At 43.4% G+C, this 19189-nt stretch carries 14 protein-coding genes; all 14 read left to right on the top strand.

Features of this window, described 5'->3' with window-relative positions; all coding sequences use genetic code 11:
• Positions 1 to 68 precede the first annotated feature (68 nt).
• The 14 genes from dapG to WCV65_RS10240 all read left to right on the top strand — a co-directional run bounded on the left by dapG (position 69) and on the right by WCV65_RS10240 (position 19107).
• Positions 69 to 1283 (top strand): aspartate kinase, encoded by a 1215-nt coding sequence (dapG, locus tag WCV65_RS10175; protein WP_035411782.1) that lies wholly within the window; start codon positions 69 to 71, stop codon positions 1281 to 1283.
• Between the two features lie 26 nt (positions 1284 to 1309).
• Complete coding sequence (dapA, locus tag WCV65_RS10180) at positions 1310 to 2188, top strand: 4-hydroxy-tetrahydrodipicolinate synthase (protein ID WP_035411779.1); 879 nt, start codon at positions 1310 to 1312, stop codon at positions 2186 to 2188.
• A 239-nt stretch (positions 2189 to 2427) separates the two neighbouring features.
• On the top strand, positions 2428 to 4095 hold the full coding sequence (locus tag WCV65_RS10185; protein WP_338781971.1) for a ribonuclease J: 1668 nt from the start codon (positions 2428 to 2430) through the stop codon (positions 4093 to 4095).
• 141 nt (positions 4096 to 4236) lie between these two features.
• Positions 4237 to 5004: a ClpP family protease gene (locus WCV65_RS10190; RefSeq protein ID WP_035411777.1), complete on the top strand. Its 768-nt coding sequence runs from the start codon at positions 4237 to 4239 to the stop codon at positions 5002 to 5004.
• Complete coding sequence (locus tag WCV65_RS10195; protein ID WP_035411774.1) at positions 5001 to 5225, top strand: YlzJ-like family protein; 225 nt, start codon at positions 5001 to 5003, stop codon at positions 5223 to 5225. Before WCV65_RS10190 ends, WCV65_RS10195 begins: the two co-directional genes overlap by 4 nt.
• 196 nt (positions 5226 to 5421) lie before the next feature.
• Positions 5422 to 7761 carry a DNA translocase FtsK gene (locus WCV65_RS10200; RefSeq protein ID WP_035411771.1) on the top strand — a complete coding sequence of 780 codons (2340 nt, stop codon included), beginning with the start codon at positions 5422 to 5424 and terminating at the stop codon, positions 7759 to 7761.
• Positions 7762 to 7977: 216 nt separating this feature from the next.
• The gene (locus WCV65_RS10205) at positions 7978 to 8703 is read left to right on the top strand and encodes a GntR family transcriptional regulator (RefSeq protein ID WP_338781974.1); all 726 of its coding nucleotides are present in this window, start codon (positions 7978 to 7980) and stop codon (positions 8701 to 8703) included.
• Between the two features lie 97 nt (positions 8704 to 8800).
• The gene (locus tag WCV65_RS10210; RefSeq protein ID WP_338781976.1) at positions 8801 to 9856 is read left to right on the top strand and encodes a BMP family protein; all 1056 of its coding nucleotides are present in this window, start codon (positions 8801 to 8803) and stop codon (positions 9854 to 9856) included.
• Between the two features lie 164 nt (positions 9857 to 10020).
• Positions 10021 to 11550 (top strand): ABC transporter ATP-binding protein, encoded by a 1530-nt coding sequence (locus WCV65_RS10215; protein WP_338781977.1) that lies wholly within the window; start codon positions 10021 to 10023, stop codon positions 11548 to 11550.
• Positions 11547 to 12596, top strand: a complete 1050-nt coding sequence (locus WCV65_RS10220; protein WP_338781978.1) for an ABC transporter permease — start codon at positions 11547 to 11549, stop codon at positions 12594 to 12596. The genes WCV65_RS10215 and WCV65_RS10220 overlap by 4 nt, the downstream gene beginning before the upstream one ends.
• Positions 12597 to 13556 carry an ABC transporter permease gene (locus WCV65_RS10225; RefSeq protein WP_338781979.1) on the top strand — a complete coding sequence of 320 codons (960 nt, stop codon included), beginning with the start codon at positions 12597 to 12599 and terminating at the stop codon, positions 13554 to 13556.
• Between the two features lie 600 nt (positions 13557 to 14156).
• Positions 14157 to 15377 carry an MFS transporter gene (locus WCV65_RS10230; RefSeq protein ID WP_035411754.1) on the top strand — a complete coding sequence of 407 codons (1221 nt, stop codon included), beginning with the start codon at positions 14157 to 14159 and terminating at the stop codon, positions 15375 to 15377.
• A 155-nt stretch (positions 15378 to 15532) separates the two neighbouring features.
• On the top strand, positions 15533 to 15991 hold the full coding sequence (locus tag WCV65_RS10235) for a MarR family transcriptional regulator (RefSeq protein WP_035411752.1): 459 nt from the start codon (positions 15533 to 15535) through the stop codon (positions 15989 to 15991).
• On the top strand, positions 15988 to 19107 hold the full coding sequence (locus tag WCV65_RS10240) for an MMPL family transporter (RefSeq protein WP_338781980.1): 3120 nt from the start codon (positions 15988 to 15990) through the stop codon (positions 19105 to 19107). Before WCV65_RS10235 ends, WCV65_RS10240 begins: the two co-directional genes overlap by 4 nt.
• Positions 19108 to 19189 lie beyond the last annotated feature (82 nt).

Below are 19189 nucleotides of genomic sequence, written 5' to 3' on the forward strand. Positions count from 1 at the left end.
GGGCAGCTGTCCCTGCTCTCTTCTGTTGATTTATGAAGGGAAATTGAACAGTTGGGGTGTAGGAAGCGATGAAAATTCTGGTTCAAAAGTTTGGCGGAACGTCCGTCAAGGATCATGAGGGCCGTGAACAGGCATATAAACATATCAGCCTTGCATTGGAACAAGGATATAAAGTTGTTGTTGTCGTTTCAGCAATGGGACGGAGCGGCGATCCTTATGCAACGGACACACTATTAAGCCTTCTTTATGGGGAAGCTGAAGATGTATCGGGCAGAGAGCATGATTTACTGCTTTCATGCGGAGAAACCATTTCATCCGTTGTTTTTTCGAGTATGCTTAGAAAAAGAGGCTTAAACTCTGCCGCATTGACTGGGGCACAAGCAGGATTTATGACAAATAATGATCATACAAACGCTAAAATTCTGGAAATGAACTGCTCGCGATTGAAAGAAATACTTGAAACAAGCGATGTAGCCGTTGTTGCCGGTTTCCAGGGGGCAGCTCCGAACGGGGACATTACAACGCTTGGCCGCGGAGGAAGCGATACATCCGCGGCAGCACTGGGAGCTGCGCTGAATGCCGAATACATTGATATCTTTACGGATGTAGAAGGGGTTATGACAGCAGATCCAAGAATTGTTGAAAGTGCACGTCCGCTTGTAAATGTTACGTATACAGAAATATGCAATCTGGCTTATCAGGGTGCGAAAGTGATTCATCCGCGTGCTGTGGAAATTGCCATGCAGGCTAAAGTTCCGATCAGGATCCGTTCCACTTATTCAGACAAAGAGGGAACATTAGTCGCTGCGAACAGTGCCGGCAAAATGGGCAGTGACGTAGCAGAGCAGCTTATCACAGGAATTGCCCACATGGCAAACGTCAGTCAAATAAAAGTAGCCGCAAAACGCGGAGAATATCATACACAAACGGATGTATTCAAGGCCATGGCAAAGAACAGCATCAGCGTTGATTTTTTTAATATTACACCAAATGAAGTGGTCTACACCGTACCTGGTTCGGTTACGAATAAGGCCGTTGAAATCCTGGAGTCAATGGGGTATCATCCTACTGTAACAAAAAAATGCGCTAAAGTTTCCGTTGTCGGAGCATCTATTATGGGTGTACCGGGTGTAATGGCCACCATTGTTTCCTCCCTTTCTGAACAGGGAATTCAAATTCTTCAATCTGCCGACAGCCACACAACGATCTGGGTGCTGGTAAATGAAGAAAATATGATCAGCGCAGTTAATACGCTTCACGAAGCATTTGAACTGTCAAAGTAATCGAGAACAATTGAAGGAGAATGCACATGGCACGTTTTGGAAAAGTATCAACGGCAATGGTTACTCCATTTGACTTTGCCGGCAATATAGATTTTAAGAAAACATCAAAACTTATTGAATACTTAATTGCAAACGGAACGGATTCCATTGTAGCAGCAGGAACAACAGGCGAGTCCCCTACGCTGACTTTTGAAGAAAAAGCAGCATTGTTCCAGCATACGGTTAAAGAAGTTAATGGAAGAATACCAGTAATTGCAGGTACGGGGAGCAATGATACCAGAGCTTCCATTGAGCTGACAAAAAAGGCGGAAGAAGCAGGGGCAGATGCAGTCATGCTCGTCGCTCCCTACTATAATAAACCTTCACAGGAAGGCATTTACCAGCATTTTAAAGCTATTGCCGAGAGCACAGTACTCCCGGTCATGATTTATAATGTTCCAGGGAGAACGGTTGTTAAAATGACAGCTGAAACCATCATCCGGTTATCTGCGATTCCGAACATTGCTGCGGTAAAAGATGCAAGCGGCGACCTGGAAGCCATTGCTGAGGTTATCGAAAAGACGGGTGATGACTTTGATGTGTATTGCGGAGACGATAGTCTCACTCTGCCAAGCATGGCGATTGGTGCCACCGGAATCGTATCTGTTGCATCCCATGTAATTGGCAATGAAATGCAGCAGATGATTGAAGCATTCGCTCAAGGCGATGTTAAGCAGGCGGCATCTATCCATCGCCGTATCCTGCCGGTAATGAATGAAATGTTCGCTGCTCCAAGTCCTGCACCTGTGAAAACCGCATTGCAGATCTCAGGCATGGATGTCGGGCCGGTAAGATTGCCGATTCTTCCTCTGACCGAATCAGAAAGAAACAGTTTAATGGACGTTATGGGGCAATTGAATAAGTAAAAAGAAGCTGGCAGACTGCTGCCAGCTTCTTTTTAATAAAACGTCTGATGCAGTGAATGAAATCTGCGGAGCATGATGTCAGTCTTGCTGCCTTTCATTGCTCCCGATTAGCAAAAAAGCTGATTATGCTGCATGAGTATTTAAGTCCCGGCTTTTCTTCTTGTATTCCTTTTCACCATTCAGGTATAATGATGCTAAGTGACGTGGAACGGGCGAGCAAAACAGGGAGGATTTATACATTGAATTTGAAACAGACAGAAAATATAAAAGTGATCGCTTTAGGCGGCGTAGGGGAAATCGGCAAAAATATGTTTGTCATCGAAGTTGATGCGGATTTGTTTATTGTCGATGCCGGACTTATGCATCCTGAAGGAGAAATGCTCGGAATTGACGTCGTGATTCCGGATATTTCGTATTTAATTGAAAACCGCAGCCGTGTGAAAGCCATGTTTTTAACTCATGGGCACGAAGAGAATATTGGCGGTGTTTTTTATGTCATGCAAAAATTATCCATTCCTGTATATGGAACGAAACTTACCCTGGCACTTGTTGTGGAAAAACTTAAAGAGTATGGAATGAAGAACTATTCTTTGCTTAAAGAAATTGATTCCAGCTCTAAAATTGAATTTGACTCCGCTGCCGTCACCTTTTTCCGAACAAACCACAGCATACCAGACTCTGTAGGGGTAGCCGTTCATACATCCCTTGGTTCGATCGTACATACCGGAGATTTTAAGTTTGACCAGACACCAACCAGCAATCATGTATCAGATATCAGCAAAATGGCCGCGCTGGGAGATGAAGGTGTTCTATGCCTGCTTTCAGACAGCACAAATGCTGAAAAACCAGGTTATAGTGCGTCCGAATCTGTGGTAGGAAGCGAAATTGCTACAGCCATGTACAATGCAGACGGCAGGGTCATCATTGCTGTTTTTGCATCAAATTACAGCCGGATTCAGCATGTAATTAATGCTGCAATTGAGAATAACCGAAAACTTGCAATTGTTGGCAAAAACATGATGAATGTTCTTCAGACAGCCATTAAACTAGGGTATATTCATGTTCAGGAAGATTTGATTATTCCTCTACAGGAGATTGAAAAACATCCCAGTCAGAAAATTGCCATTTTAACAACTGGAACAAACGGGGAACCGCTCGGAGCTTTAAACAGAATGGCAAGGCATTCTCACAAACAGCTGAATGTTTCTGAGGGAGATACGGTGATGATTGCCGCTACACCTCTTCCAGGTCATGAACTGGAGTTTTCCAAAACCATTGACCTGCTTTACCGGGCAGGGGCGAATGTTGTTTTCGGCCAAAAGCAAGTTCATGTTTCCGGACACGGCAATCAGGAAGAATTAAAGCTGATGCTGAACTTAATGAAACCTAAATACTTCATTCCTATTAACGGGGAGTATAAAATGCAGGTAGCCCACGGCAAACTTGCACAGCAAGTGGGAATGAACAAAAAAGATATTCTCCTGATTGAAAAAGGGGATGTCGTCCATTTTAAAGAAAATTCAGTCCGGACGGGCTCTAAAGTCACTTCCGGTAATGTATTGATTGATGGTCTGGGTGTTGGAGATGTTGGAAACATCGTGCTTCGGGACCGCAGGCTCCTATCACAGGATGGAATTCTAATCGTTGTTGTTACGTTAGATAAAGCAAATAAGCGGGTAGTAGCAGGACCTGAGATCATTTCCAGAGGTTTCGTTTATGTGAGAGAGTCAGAAGAGCTTTTGGATAAATCGGCACTGATTGTAAAAGAAATTGCTGATAAATGCATGAAAGACCATTTAATTGAATGGTCTTCTCTCAAGCTGAATATCAGGGAAGCGCTGAATCAATATTTATATGAACGCACTAAGCGCCGCCCGATGATTTTACCGATCATAATGGAAGTTTAAACATATAATTTGCTGAATGAACCGAACTTAAAACGGAAGAAGAAGACCGCAGCTGCCGGTCTTCTTCTTTTTCGCCTTTTGTATGAAATGGCTGTCTTCTTTGCATAATAAGACCATATTTCAGAAAGGCAGGAGAACCGTATGGCATTTTCAAGTGAGCATCAGGAATACAAAATCACAAACGATCAGTCTGAGCAATCGGAAAAACAGGATGATAAGCAAGGCTCCCTGACCGAAAAAATACAGCAGCTTGGCCAAACAAACATTCCTCAAATGTCACAGGAAACAAATATCCACTGCCTGACGATTGTGGGTCAAATCGAGGGTCACATCCAGCTCCCTCCTCAAAATAAAACGACGAAATACGAGCACGTTATTCCGCAAATCGTTGCCATTGAACAAAATCCAAAGATTGAAGGCCTTCTCGTGATTTTGAATACGGTAGGAGGAGATGTGGAAGCGGGTCTTGCGATCGCTGAAATGCTAGGATCCCTTTCAAAACCTACAGTATCCATTGTCTTAGGGGGAGGTCATTCGATTGGCGTACCAATCGCGGTATCCTGCACCCATTCGTTTATTGCTGAAACGGCAACGATGACGATTCATCCCGTTCGTCTAACGGGTCTTGTGATCGGCGTTCCCCAAACATTCGAATACCTGGATAAAATGCAAGACCGCGTTGTAAATTTCGTGACGAAGCATTCCAACATTTCTGAAGAAAAATTTAAAGAGCTTATGTTTTCAAAGGGCAACCTGACACGGGACATCGGTACGAATGTGGTAGGTACGGACGCTGTAGAGTATGGACTGATTGATGATGTGGGCGGAGTGGGCTTAGCCATAAAAAAGCTGAATGAGCTGATTGAACAAACGAAAGGGCATGATCAAGAGGAGCAGGTGCTGCAATGATTCTGTATACGATGATGCCCCATGAGCTTGTTTTTGCAGAAAGCGGAAATGGCGCTTTAGAGGAAAAAATGGCTATTGTCAACGGAGTCGAGATGATAGTCAGGCCATGTGAAGATCATTCTTTTGAAGTTGTCCGGCTGCTTAGCAGCAACCCGAATCATTACTTGAAAAGTGAGTGCATGCCAGGACAAAAAATCAGTTCTGCCATGGTGGTATTCTAGTCTGAAACAGACCATTCTATGATATACTGAAGCTAATCAAAATGGGCAGCCCTCTTGAAGGCTGCTTTCTTCGTTGGGTCTGAACCAACAATTAATCCGGTTTGGGATTGTACTCTGAGCCAAGTAGTTTGATTTTTTTTGTTTGCGGATACAAAAATCTGCAAACCCAATTTTAGAGATGATTACAGGTGATCGAATGGCAAAAAAGAAACGGCGTCAGCAAAAGAAAAGTTCCGGCAGACCAGTTTTTAAGTATGAGCTTGCCGGTTTAGGAATGACAGCAGCATCTATTATTGCAATGGCCAGGCTGGGGATTGCAGGAATGGCCATTGTCCAGTTTTTCAGGTTTTTTGCCGGAGAGTGGCATATCCTCTTTCTGATTGGACTTGGAGCAGCAGGAATTTATGTTTTTTGGTACAAGAAAAGGCCGCCATTTTCATCAAGAAGAATGATCGGCATATACTTAATTACTGCAGCGCTTCTGCTGCTAACCCACATATCCTTATTCGAAGCCGTGCTTGCACGCGGAGAAGCAGGCTCCTCCAGTGTGATCAGAAATACGTGGGAGCTTTATGCAATGGAGCTCAAAGGCGAAAGTATAACACGGGATTTGGGAGGAGGAATGATTGGAGCTCTGCTGTTTGCAGCATCCTATTTCCTCTTTGCGGCAGCTGGTTCCAAATTGATTGCAGCGGGTATGATTGTGGCTGGTATTCTTCTTATTACAGACAAGTCTCTTCAGGAAACTTTGTTTAAATTGTTTGGGCCCGTCTTTACATTCTTCAAAAAGCAATTCGCGGCCTTTATCAAAGATATGCGCCAGCTTCCTAAGTCCTTTAAAAAGAAAAAGAGAAAATCCTCTGTGCCTGCAGAAAAGAAGACTCGCAGGTCAAAAGAAGATACGGATGAGCCGGAAATTGAAGTCTTTGAACCGATAAGCAGGTACGATGAGGATTCAGAACCTATTATTTCAAGCTTTGCAGATCGTGTTGAAAGGGAAGAGACAGCCCCTGAACCTCCTCCTGAAGCTGCCTTCGAGAAAGGTACAGGTGTGGATCCTGAACCGGTGCCGGGAATTCAAATCAGCTTTTCGGAAGTCGAAAACAAAGATTACAAGCTGCCTCCTGTCTCATTGTTAAAACAGCCTCAGCACAATGGACAGCAGACTGACAAAAAGAACATTTATGAAAATGCCAGAAAACTTGAAAGAACTTTTCAAAGCTTTGGAGTCAAAGCGAAGGTTACCCAGGTACATTTAGGCCCGGCAGTAACCAAATATGAAGTATATCCGGATACTGGTGTAAAAGTCAGCCGGATTGTTAATTTAAGCGATGATTTGGCATTGGCGCTTGCCGCAAAGGATATTAGGATTGAAGCGCCTATTCCCGGAAAATCGGCGATTGGCATTGAAGTCCCTAATTCTGAAGTTGCGATGGTTTCGCTTCGCGAGGTTATTGACAATAACGTGAATGACCGGCCTGATGCGAAGCTGCTAATAGGTCTGGGCCGTGATATTTCAGGTGAAGCCGTGCTTGCTGAAATGAATAAAATGCCGCATTTGCTCGTAGCCGGATCAACGGGAAGCGGGAAAAGTGTATGCATAAATGGAATTATTACGAGCATTTTAATGAGAGCCAAGCCTCATGAAGTGAAAATGATGATGATTGACCCGAAAATGGTTGAGCTTAATGTCTACAATGGCATTCCGCATCTGCTTGCACCTGTTGTAACAGACCCGAAAAAAGCTTCCCAGGCTTTGAAAAAAGTAGTGAATGAGATGGAAAGAAGGTATGAGCTTTTTTCTCATACCGGTACGAGAAATATCGAAGGCTACAATGAAAATATTAGAAGAATCAATGCAGAAGAGGGCGAAAAGCAGCCGGAGCTTCCTTATATCGTGGTTATTGTCGATGAGCTTGCAGACTTGATGATGGTCGCTTCTTCCGATGTAGAGGATTCCATAACAAGGCTTTCCCAAATGGCTAGAGCAGCAGGAATCCATTTGATTATCGCGACTCAAAGGCCGTCTGTAGACGTTATAACTGGTGTAATAAAAGCAAATATTCCATCACGTATCGCATTCAGTGTTTCTTCAATGACGGATTCCCGTACGATTCTGGATATGGGAGGTGCAGAAAAGCTTCTTGGAAGAGGAGACATGCTCTTCCTGCCTGTCGGGGCATCCAAACCTGTACGTGTTCAGGGAGCTTTTCTATCAGATCATGAAGTAGAGGAAGTAGTAGAATTTGTGATTGGCCAGCAAAAGGCTCAGTATCAGGAAAATATGATTCCAACTGAAGCTGCTGAAACGACAAGCGAAGTGAATGATGATTTATATGAAGAAGCTGTTCAGCTGGTAGTCGATATGCAGACTGCATCGGTTTCTATGCTGCAGAGAAGGTTTCGAGTCGGATATACAAGGGCCGCAAGACTGATAGACGCCATGGAAGAACGGGGCGTTGTGGGACCTTATGAGGGGAGCAAACCCCGGGAGGTTTTATTAAGTAAAGGACAGCATGATGAAATGAGTTCTTAAGCAGAAGGGGAAATCCCTTCTGTTTCTTGCTGTACAAGTTAACATAATAATATTATCTTGTTTTTTAGCCCGTATTAAGTTTGAGTAAATAGTATTACGAAAATTCGACAAAATTATTAAATTTTTATTTATTTATGTATTGAAACATGATATATTATTTTCGATTAGTAAAGGTTAAACATCAGATGTCTGATCTTTATAAAACGGGGGCTTGTCATGAGCATTAAATCAGACAATCGGCATCTGTACTTGCAGGTGATAGATCGAATAAAAGAAGATATAAAAAAAGGTGCTTATAAAGAAAAGGAAAAACTTCCTTCAGAATTTGACCTGGCCAAGAATTTGGGTGTAAGCAGAGCAACGCTTAGAGAAGCACTTAGGATACTGGAAGAAGAAAATGTGATCATAAGACGCCATGGTGTCGGGACATTTGTCAATACAGTCCCGCTGTTCAGTTCAGGAATTGAGCAGCTTAACAGTGTAACAGCTATGATCATGCAAGGGGGAAAAGCTCCAGGAACCATCTTTTTATCCTCTTCTATCGTGGGACCGACTGAAGAAGATGCACAGCGCTTCGGAATTACGGAAGAAGAAGAAATTTTCCAGATTGAGAGGGTACGGACTGCGAACGGAGAACCGGTCGTCTACTGTCTGGACAAAATTCCCGGGAAACTTCTCCCGAAAGATTTGACCCATGACAGTGAATCCTTGTTTGAGCTTCTTGAGAAAAAGACAGACAGCATTATTGGCCATGCGATTACAGCCATTGAGCCTATTGGCTACCACGATAAGATTTCACCGCTTTTAAACTGCGATCCGGAAACTGCACTGCTGCTCCTTAAACAGATGCATTATGACCTGCAGGATCGTCCAATTCTATACTCGTTAAACTATTTTAGAGCCGATATGTTTTCCTTCCACGTTGTCAGAAAAAGAAACTAGAAATTAGAACTTTTAGGAGGTGATGAAGGACAGGCTCTCTGCTTTACATTCAAAAGTTTCGCAATATTCTATTCATAATTACGGGGGGAAATACAACATGAAAAAATGGGGTTTAGCTTTATCAGCTGTTCTGGCAGCAGGAACAATACTTGGGGCTTGCGGAAATAAATCTGCCGAGACGGGCGGAAAAGCAAGCGATTTCACAGTGGCAATGGTAACGGATGTCGGCGGTGTAGATGATAAGTCATTTAACCAATCCGCATGGGAAGGAATTCAGGATTTCGGTAAAGACAACAGCATGGAAAAAGGAAACAAGGGCTTTAACTACCTGCAATCCAAAAATGACGGTGACTATGTTACAAACTTGAACACACTTGTGCGTCAAAAGTATGACTTGATTTACGGAATTGGCTACAAGCTTCAGCCGGCCATTGAGGAAATTGCCGATCAGCAAAAGAAAACGAATTTTGCAATCGTTGATAGTGTTGTAGAAAAAGATAATGTTGCGAGCATCGTGTTTAAAGAGAATGAAGGCTCCTTCCTTGTTGGAGTAGTAGCAGGTCTTACTACGAAAACAAATAAGGTTGGTTTTGTCGGAGGTATGGAAGGCGAATTAATCGGTAAATTTGAAGCTGGCTTTGTTGAAGGAGTTAAAGCTGTAAATCCTGAAGCGACAGTTGATGTCCAATATGCAGGTGCATTTGACAAAGCGGATAAAGGGAAGGCGATTGCATCTTCCATGTACGGATCTGGAGCTGATATCATCTATCATGCTGCAGGAGCAACCGGAAATGGTGTTTTCTCAGAAGCAATCGACCTTAAGAAAAAAGATCCAGCACGCGAGCTTTATGTAATCGGTGTAGATAAAGACCAAAGCGAAGAAGGAAAAGGCACGTCTAAAGACGGAAAAGAATTCAACATCACTCTTACATCCATGGTAAAACGTGTAGACGTTGCAGTGAAAGACCTTGCTGAAAAAGCGAAAAACAATGAGTTCCCTGGCGGAGAAGTCATCAGCTATGGTTTAGATCAAGACGCAATTTCTGTAGCAAAAGGCGACAATGTTTCTGAAGATGTGATGAAAAAGGTAGACGAATATAAAGAAAAAATCAGCAAGGGCGAAATTAAAGTTCCAACGGCCCCTGTAAAATAAACCGGACTGCTGAAAAGGCTAGATCTTCTTCTAGCCTTTTTTTAAGCCAACGTCTTCTAAAGTACCGTGTATATCTCCGTCTGAAAGTCCATTTGCGAGATAAATAGATTTTCAGATGGGGATCTGCATTCAAGCTGTCCATCATGAAAAAGGAGTGAATCAACATGGATTATGTAATTGAGATGCTTGGGATCCGCAAAGAGTTTCCTGGAATTGTCGCAAATAACAACATTACCCTGCAAGTAGAAAAGGGAGAAATACATGCTTTGCTTGGGGAAAATGGTGCAGGAAAATCGACCCTTATGAACGTATTATTCGGCTTATATCAGCCGGAAAAAGGTGAAATTAGAGTCAAAGGCAAAAAAGTTGATATTACCAATCCTAATATAGCAAATGATCTCGGAATAGGAATGGTACACCAACATTTCATGCTTGTCAATAACTTTACGGTTACTGAAAATATTATTCTAGGAAACGAACCTTCCAAAATGGGGAAAACCAATTTAAAGGAAGCTGAAAAGCAGGTTCGGGAAATTTCTGAACGGTATGGCCTTGCCGTAGATCCATCTGCAAAAATTTCGGATATTTCCGTGGGAATGCAGCAGCGTGTAGAAATCTTAAAAACACTCTACAGAGGAGCGGAGATCCTGATTTTTGACGAACCGACTGCTGTACTGACACCTCAAGAAATTAAAGAACTGATTTCTATTATGAATGCGCTTATAAAGGAAGGAAAATCCATTATCCTGATTACCCATAAGCTGAAAGAAATTATGGAAGTTTGCCATAAGGTAACCGTCATCCGTAAAGGTGAAGGCATTGGCACTGTTAAGGTTTCTGCAACGAATCCGAATGAACTGGCATCCTTAATGGTTGGCCGGGAAGTTCTCTTTACAACAGATAAAACGTCTGCTAAGCCTGGGGAAACGGTTCTGGAAGTCAAGAATTTGGTTGTTAAGGATGCAAGAATGGTAACCGCTATCGATTCGTTATCACTGGATGTGAAAGCTGGAGAAATCGTCGGGATAGCCGGAGTGGATGGAAATGGACAGAGTGAGCTTATTGAGGCGATTACCGGTTTGAAAAAGCACGAATCAGGCACGATCCATTTAAACGGCAAAGACATTGGACGTTTAACTCCAAGAAAAGTAGCTGAATCAGGAGTGGGGCATATTCCTCAGGATCGCCATAAACATGGGCTGGTGCTTGATTTTGCAATTGGAGAGAATATGGTGCTTCAAACGTACCATCAAAAGCCTTATTCTAAGTCAGGCATTCTAAATTTTAAAGAAATCTACAAAAAAGCAGAGCAGCTCATTAAGGAGTTTGATGTAAGAACTCCAAGTTCATCAACTCCAGCAAGAGCCCTTTCCGGTGGAAATCAGCAGAAGGCGATTATTGGGCGGGAAGTGGACAGGGACCCTGATCTTTTGATTGCTGCGCAGCCAACCAGGGGACTTGATGTCGGAGCCATTGAATTTATTCACAAACGACTGATCGAACAGCGTGATAAAGGAAAGGCGATTTTGCTGGTTTCCTTTGAACTCGATGAAATCATGAATGTAAGTGACAGAATTGCGGTTATCTATGAAGGGAAAATTGTGGCCATTGTAAAACCGGAGGAAACAACCGAGCAGGAGCTTGGGCTCTTGATGGCCGGAAGCAAGCTGAAGGGAGAAGGTGTGGCACCATGAAAATCATCAACCGTTATATAAATTTGATCATCCCAGTTATCGCAGTCATTCTTGGATTGCTCAGCGGGGCTCTGGTTATGCTTGTCAGCGGCTATGATCCAATCCTTGGATATGGCGCATTATGGAATGGAATATTCGGCGATCCTTATAACATCGGGGATACAATAAGACTGATGACGCCCTATATTTTGACAGGACTTGCTGTAGCTTTTGCTTTCAAGACTGGTTTATTTAACATCGGAGTAGAAGGGCAAGTAATCGTGGGCTGGCTCGCGGCGGTTTGGGTTGGGGTGGCATTTGATCTTCCTAAAATCATCCATCTTCCTCTTGCCATCATCGTTGCTGCATTAGCTGGTGCGTTATGGGGATTCATTCCAGGCCTGCTGAAAGCGCGTTTCCGTGTACACGAAGTAATTGTCACAATCATGATGAATTACATTGCACTCTATGCGACGAATGCTATTATACAATCTGTATTAACAAAAGGCAGCGATACAACAGATGAAATCGCGGCTACAGCAAGTCTCCGTTCAGGAACATTTGAGATGCTGACAAACTACTCAAGGATGCATTATGGAATTATCATCGCGCTTGCAGCAGCATTCATCATGTGGTTCCTGCTTGAGAGAACAACGAAGGGATATGAGCTTCGTGCCGTTGGTTTTAATCAGGATGCTGCCCATTATTCCGGAATGAATGTTAACCGAAGCATTATTCTTTCTATGGTAATCTCAGGTGCATTCGCTGGTATTGCCGGTGCAATGGAAGGACTTGGTACGTTCCAATATGCATCCGTTAAAAGCGGTTTTACCGGAATTGGATTTGATGGAATCGCCGTTGCTTTGTTAGGCGGAAATACAGCAATCGGTGTTATTTTTGCGGCTTTCCTTTTTGGAGGATTGAAGGTAGGGGCACTGAATATGCCTTTGGAAGCCAATGTTCCGAATGAGCTAGTAGAAATTGTTATTGCACTAATCATATTCTTTGTAGCATCCAGCTATTTTATCCGGTGGCTGCTGCTTCGGTTTAAAAAGGGGGAGAAATAAATGAGCTTACTTCAAGCACTTCAAATTATCATTCCTACCGCTCTGTTCGTAGCGGCCCCTCTAATTCTTACCGCTCTAGGCGGGATTTTCAGTGAGAAGTCAGGTGTAGTAAATATTGGTCTGGAAGGTTTAATGGTTATCGGTGCATTTACAGGAATCGTTTTTAACTTAACGTTCGCGGAGACGTTCGGTTCATTGACACCATGGCTTTCATTGCTTGCCGCAATGATTGCGAGCGCGCTATTTGCCGTTTTGCACGCCGTGGCGACCATTACTTTCCGCTCGGATCAGGTTGTCAGCGGTGTAGCCATTAATTTTCTTGCACTTGGGTTAACTCTTTTCCTTGTGAAAAATATGTATGATAAGGGACAAACTGACCGGATTGATCAAAGCTTTGATATTATTGATATTCCGCTGTTAAGCAAAATTCCGGTCATCGGACCGCTGTTTTTCAGCAACGGCTACATCACATCTTATATTGCCATCCTCCTTTCTGTAGCCGTTTGGTACGTTATTTACAAAACACCCTTCGGTCTTAGACTGAGAGCGGTTGGTGAACATCCGATGGCAGCGGATACGATGGGGATTAACGTTACAAAAATGAGGTACATCGGAGTAATTCTGTCCGGTGCATTTGCCGGAATCGGCGGATCAATCTATGCTACCATCATTTCCAGAGACTTCAGCCATGCGACGATCAGCGGCCAGGGCTTTATGGCACTCGCAGCGATGATATTCGGGAAATGGCATCCGCTTGGTGCAATGGGAGCTGCCCTATTCTTCGGGCTGGCTCAAGGGATCAGCATCGTTGGGGGCTCCATTCCATTTTTGAAGGATATCCCTGAAGTGTACCTGCTCATTACACCTTATGTATTGACCATATTGGCGCTTGCCGGATTTATCGGCCGTGCGGACTCTCCTAAAGCACTTGGAACACCTTATATTAAAGGGAAAAGATAAAAGCTGCGTTTCTGCAGCTTTTTCTTTTTATTGGCTCTGTTAAACTTGGCTGTTGATTGCAGTTAGCAGGCGCTCAGCGACCAGCGGGGCGGGCGGTGAGCCTCCTCTCCGCTTTGCGCCTGCGGGGTCTCACCTGTCCCGCTGCTCTCAGCTCGGAGTCTCGCGCCTTTCACTCCAAGTAACAGGTGTAAAAAATCAACATCAGGCTTTAACAGAGCTTTTTTATTAAAAAATTCTGTGCAGCGAGAAAGCAGCCGGAAATGGTACCCTTAAAAGCATACTTGCGCAACCAATCTCAAATACAGGAGAGCCCCGTCTCCTAATTAAAACAGCGGTCCTGAACATTCAAATCTTGCGGAATTTTTTTCGATTGGCCCGTATTTCTTCTCAGTTGGCCCGCATTCCTTCATAATTAGCTCGATTTTAACTCAAGCCCACGTTCACTTGCTCCGGCTGATGTAAGCTTTTAGCCGCGTTTTTTTCTTTTTCAGCAGCAAACAATGGTCTTGCTACGTCCTCAGCCTGTCATTTCCTGGTTGCATAATAACACCGTACTTACGGAACAATGTTGTTATCGAATAAATAAGCAGGGTGAATGATATGGCAGATTCGAACAAATTAAATTTACTTGCACTTTCCTCCGTGCCGCTCGTCATGACACTTGGGAATTCAATGTTGATTCCGGTACTACCGGCTATTCAGAAGGAATTGGGAATCAGCTCTTTTCAGGTCTCACTTATCATCACGGTTTATTCAATCGTAGCAATTTTGCTCATCCCGCTTGCAGGATACCTGTCAGACCGGATTGGAAGGAAAACGGTTATCGTTCCTTGTCTTCTCATTGCCGGGGCTGGAGGAGCGTTATCTGCCTGGGCTTCCACAAATGCTGGAAATCCGTTTATGTGGATATTGGCAGGCAGAATTCTTCAGGGGATCGGTTCTGCCGGAGCCGCACCTGTAGTCATTCCTTTAATTGGCGATCTGTTTGATGATGATGAGCAAATCAGTTCTGGTCTTGGATTGATAGAAACGGCCAATACAGCCGGCAAGGTGCTAAGTCCGATTATTGGGGCGTTTTTAGCAAGCTTTGTATGGTACATGCCTTTTTGGTTTATTCCGTTTTTCAGCATTGCGGGAGTTCTGCTTGTTTTCTTTTTAGTAAAAGTTCCAAAGAAGGAAAAAGAAACTCAGACCTTCAAAGAATTTTTGCAATGTGTGAAAGGAATTTTTCAGAAAAGCGGAAGGTGGCTCTATGCCATTTTTGCCATCGGCGGAATCATTATGCTTGTTTTATTCGGCATTCTTTTTTACCTGTCCGATACACTGGAGAACAAATATGGAATAGATGGTGTTGCTAAAGGATTTATGCTGGCTATTCCACTCCTTGCGCTCTCCATTAGTTCATATGTTGCAGGGAAAAAAATCGGAAACAAAAAGCACTTGATGAAAATGCTTATTTCATTTGGAATGGGGCTTTTGGCTTTATCTTTTATAGCCATCCGCATTCAGCACAGCTTTGCCTTTTTAATTGTTTTTCTAGTTCTTAGCGGAGTTGGTATTGGTATAGCCCTTCCGTCCTTAGATGCTTTAATTACAGAAGGAATCGAGCAAGAGCACAGGGGGACGATCACTTCCTTTTACAGCTCCATGAGATTTATCGGTGTTGCAGCGGGGCCGCCTTTGTATGCTGCCATCATGCCTAGATCAGAGCACTGGATTTATTATGTATCGATTGGTTTTAGCTTTCTTGCCCTTTTGATTGGATTGTTCTTTATAAAACCGCAGGACAAGAATCAGCCTGCTAAGCTGAAGACCACATGATGCCTTGCGCATAAACAAGGCTTAACTTGAAAACTCCTCCCGTAAAAAGGGGGAGTTTTTTATTTTGTAATTTAACAGCCGGTTAGTTCTTGACAGAATAGCCTGCCTGCCTTTTTAATAGTTTATGTAGTGAATGGTTAAAGAGGTGAACTATATTGGATGAAGAAAAAATCAAAGCCTTTATACATAGGTATGAGGAGGTTTATTTTTTTGCGGCAAAAAGAGTAACCGCTATTGTCACAGAAAAAGTGCTCGAGGATATCACTATTGAGCAGTACCAGATCCTGCGTTACATCACCATGTATCCCAATTGCCAGGCAACCATGCTTGCGGATATGTGCGGAGTAAATAAAAGTGCCATTTCTGCCATGATTGAACGTTTGGTTCAAAAAGGACTGGTCGAAAGAATCCGCGATGAAAAGGACCGGCGGAACGTTTTTCTGGAGAGCACCGAAAAAGGCCGGGTCGTGTATGAAAAAGGGGAACAGCAAATACAGAAATATGTTTCCGGTTATTTGACTGAGCTGTCCGAGGGAGAGATTGATACTTTTTTAACTGTGTTTGAAAAAATCTCAGCCAGTATGGCGGAAAAAGAACGGGGAAATGAACAATGAGAGGAATAATCAAGTTAAGATGGATTCTGCTTGTATTCTGGGTAGCGGCAGCAGCTGTTCTTATGATGACTGCACCAAATATGGGAGATCTCGTAGCGGAAAAAGGACAAATTTCTGTTCCTGACGGCTACTCTTCATCTGTAGCCGGTGATCTTCTTGAGGATCAGTCTAAAGGGGATGGAGCGGCGCTTGCCCTGGTTTTTCATGATGACAAAAAGCTCAGTTCGTCAGCAATAAGCGAAATTCAAAAAGCGGTGGAAGACTTAGAAAAAAACCGCAAAGAGCTGAACATTCAGGCGATCACGAGCCATTTCAATAATAAAGAACTGGAAAAACAAATGGTGTCCTCAGATGGAAAAACGATTCTTGCTGCCGTAACACTGGAAGACAGCAAGAGAACGGTTCCTGAAATGGCTGGTGAAATTCGAAAGGAACTAAAGCAATATAAAGTCGACTCCTATATGACCGGCAGTGAGCTGATTGATAAAGACGTAGTTGACAGCTCACAGGAGGGATTAAAGAAGACGGAGTACATTACCGTTGCCTTCATCCTCGTTGTGCTTATTCTTGTTTTCCGTTCCCTGATCGCTCCGATTATCCCTCTGGTAACAGTAGGTGTTGCTTACTTGGTAAGTCAGTCTGTTGTATCTTACTTCGTGGAGTATTTCAATTTTCCGCTATCGACATTTACGCAGATTTTTATGGTTGCCGTCATGTTCGGGATCGGAACAGATTATTGCATTCTGCTTCTCAGCCGGTTTAAGGAAGAATTAGGCCATGGGGAAGAAAAGACGGAGGCAATCATTAAAACGTTCAAGACAGCTGGAAGGACGGTTATTTTCAGCGGCCTTGCCGTATTTGCAGGCTTCGCGTCCATCGCATTTGCGGAATTTAAGCTGTATCAATCCGCTGTTGCCGTGGCAGTAGGAATTGCCTTCCTGATTGTCGCATTAGTGACGATTGTTCCTTTCTTTATGATGGTGCTCGGCAATAATCTGTTTTGGCCGCTTAAAGGCAATATTAAGCATGCTGAAAGCCGGTCTTGGGAGTGGGCAGGCCGATTCTCCTTTAAAAGGCCAATCGTGGCGCTGCTTATCATTGCTGCCATCATTTCTCCTGCACTGATCAAATATGACGGAAGCCTTTCTTTTAATTCGCTTGATGAGATAGGAGATAAATATGAATCCGTAAAGGCGTTTAATATGATTTCCGACAGCTTCGGACCGGGTGAATCTTTGCCCGCAACGATTGTTATCAAGGATGACCAGCCCCTTAACAATAAGGAAAATCTGGCAACCATTGAGAAAATAAGCGGGGACCTCGATCAAATCGAAGACATCGATAAAGTAAGAAGTGCAACAAGGCCGCTTGGAGATGAACTTGAGGATTTAGAAGTAGCCAGTCAGGCTGAGGAGCTTGGCAAAGGAATCCAAAAAGGAAATGATGGAATTCAGGAAATTGGGAAGGGTCTGAATGAGGCCTCAAAGCAACTGTCAGGATCTGAACCAAAACTGAAGGAAGCTACCTCTGGAATTGATCAGCTTATCAAAGGTTCCACGGATTTGCAGAGCGGGGTCGGTGAAATTGAAACGGCACTGGAGCAAATTGAAAATGGGATGAATCAAGGATCAGCCGGTTCACTCGAAATAAAAAAACAAGTGGATACAGCTAAAAACAGTGTGGATCAGCTGATTAAAGGAAGCAGTGCCATTCTTGCAGGCTATGAAGAAGCGGGGAAACAGCTTGGTCAATTATCAGACGGTTTAACGGCTGTTGATGCAGGGGTGAAAGATTCACAGAAAGCTTTATCAGGATTGAAAGAGCCGCTGAACAGGCTCGCTGTGAATCCGGCCTATCCAAACATTCAAAATGACCCGGATTATCAGCTTGTATATGGAACGGTGCTTGGATTGGAAAAAGGATTTACCGGACTAAGCGGTGCGACAGAAAAACTGTCATCAGGACTAAAAGCAGCTTTGCCTGAACTTAAAAAAGCGAATGCCGGTCTTGCTGAAGTGAATAAAGGGCAAAAAGAGTTTCAAAAAGGACTTGTACAGCTTTCAGCAGGATTAGGCAAGTTATCTGATGGGCTGAAAGCTGCATCCAATGGTCAAAACAAAGTCATCAGCGAGCTTCCTAAGCTGCAAGCTGGAGCGGGGATGCTTGCCGAAGGGCAGACGGATTTGAAAAACGGTCTAAGTCCGTTTTCCACACAGCTTGGCTCTTTGACGAAAGGCCTGAATGACAGCGTCAACGGATTAAATCAAGTTTCCGGCGGATTAAATGAGGCGGAAACTTACTTGGACGGACTATCAAGTTCAAATGCAGATGGATGGTATTTGCCCGATGATGTTCTGAAGAATAAGGATTTTCAGCAGGTATTTAATGAATATATGTCAGAAGATAAAACATTGACAACAATGGATGTTGTTTTAAAAGTAAATCCATATTCAAATGATGCTTTGGCTAAAATGGATGAAGTTGAAGAAGCAGTGAAACGTGCTGTAAAAGGCACAAAGCTTGAGAACGCTACGGTGGGTGTTTCGGGTGTGACCAGCACATATGCGGATTTAAAGCAGATTTCGGACGCGGATTATAACAGAACGGTTTTATTTATGATTACAGCGATTCTGATCATTTTGATCATTCTTCTGAAATCATTTGTTATGCCGGTTTACCTTGTAGGCTCCCTCCTAATAACGTATTATTCATCCAGTGCGATTTCAGAATGGATCTTTGTAGATTTGCTCGGGTATGACGGGATCAACTGGGCTGTTCCGTTCTTTGGATTTGTTATACTTATGGCTTTAGGAATTGATTATTCGATTTTCTTAATGGACCGCTTTAATGAATATAGGGAAATGGACGTAAAATCAGCGATGATTACTGCCATGCGCAATATGGGGACCGTCATTATTTCGGCAGCCATTATATTAGCCGGTACGTTCGCTGCCATGCTGCCATCTGGTGTTCTTTCATTGCTGCAGATTGCAACCCTCGTACTGACAGGATTGATTTTGTATGCCTTTGTCATCCTGCCAATCTTTGTTCCTGTTATGGTCAGGACATTTGATAAGGCCAATTGGTGGCCGTTTATGGGAAAACGTGAATCTTAATATTGTCCTGTTGAGGGACTTGTATTGAAAACAACCCCCTGGGACGCATTTTAAATGCAGCCCAGGGGGTTGTTTTTTGTGG

Origin of the sequence: Metabacillus sp. FJAT-52054 (assembly GCF_037201815.1) — a bacterium.
Lineage (GTDB): Bacteria > Bacillota > Bacilli > Bacillales > Bacillaceae > Metabacillus_B > Metabacillus_B sediminis.

Excerpts from the sequence above, each read along its gene's own strand:
- dapG (WP_035411782.1), top strand. The coding sequence starts at position 69 with ATGAAAATTCTGGTTCAAAAGTTTGGCGGAACGTCCGTCAAGGATCAT.
- dapA (WP_035411779.1), top strand. The coding sequence starts at position 1,310 with ATGGCACGTTTTGGAAAAGTATCAACGGCAATGGTTACTCCATTTGAC.
- WCV65_RS10190 (WP_035411777.1), top strand. The coding sequence starts at position 4,237 with ATGGCATTTTCAAGTGAGCATCAGGAATACAAAATCACAAACGATCAG.
- WCV65_RS10195 (WP_035411774.1), top strand. The coding sequence starts at position 5,001 with ATGATTCTGTATACGATGATGCCCCATGAGCTTGTTTTTGCAGAAAGC.
- WCV65_RS10200 (WP_035411771.1), top strand. The coding sequence starts at position 5,422 with ATGGCAAAAAAGAAACGGCGTCAGCAAAAGAAAAGTTCCGGCAGACCA.
- WCV65_RS10205 (WP_338781974.1), top strand. The coding sequence starts at position 7,978 with ATGAGCATTAAATCAGACAATCGGCATCTGTACTTGCAGGTGATAGAT.
- WCV65_RS10210 (WP_338781976.1), top strand. The coding sequence starts at position 8,801 with ATGAAAAAATGGGGTTTAGCTTTATCAGCTGTTCTGGCAGCAGGAACA.
- WCV65_RS10215 (WP_338781977.1), top strand. The coding sequence starts at position 10,021 with ATGGATTATGTAATTGAGATGCTTGGGATCCGCAAAGAGTTTCCTGGA.
- WCV65_RS10220 (WP_338781978.1), top strand. The coding sequence starts at position 11,547 with ATGAAAATCATCAACCGTTATATAAATTTGATCATCCCAGTTATCGCA.
- WCV65_RS10225 (WP_338781979.1), top strand. The coding sequence starts at position 12,597 with ATGAGCTTACTTCAAGCACTTCAAATTATCATTCCTACCGCTCTGTTC.
- WCV65_RS10230 (WP_035411754.1), top strand. The coding sequence starts at position 14,157 with ATGGCAGATTCGAACAAATTAAATTTACTTGCACTTTCCTCCGTGCCG.
- WCV65_RS10240 (WP_338781980.1), top strand. The coding sequence starts at position 15,988 with ATGAGAGGAATAATCAAGTTAAGATGGATTCTGCTTGTATTCTGGGTA.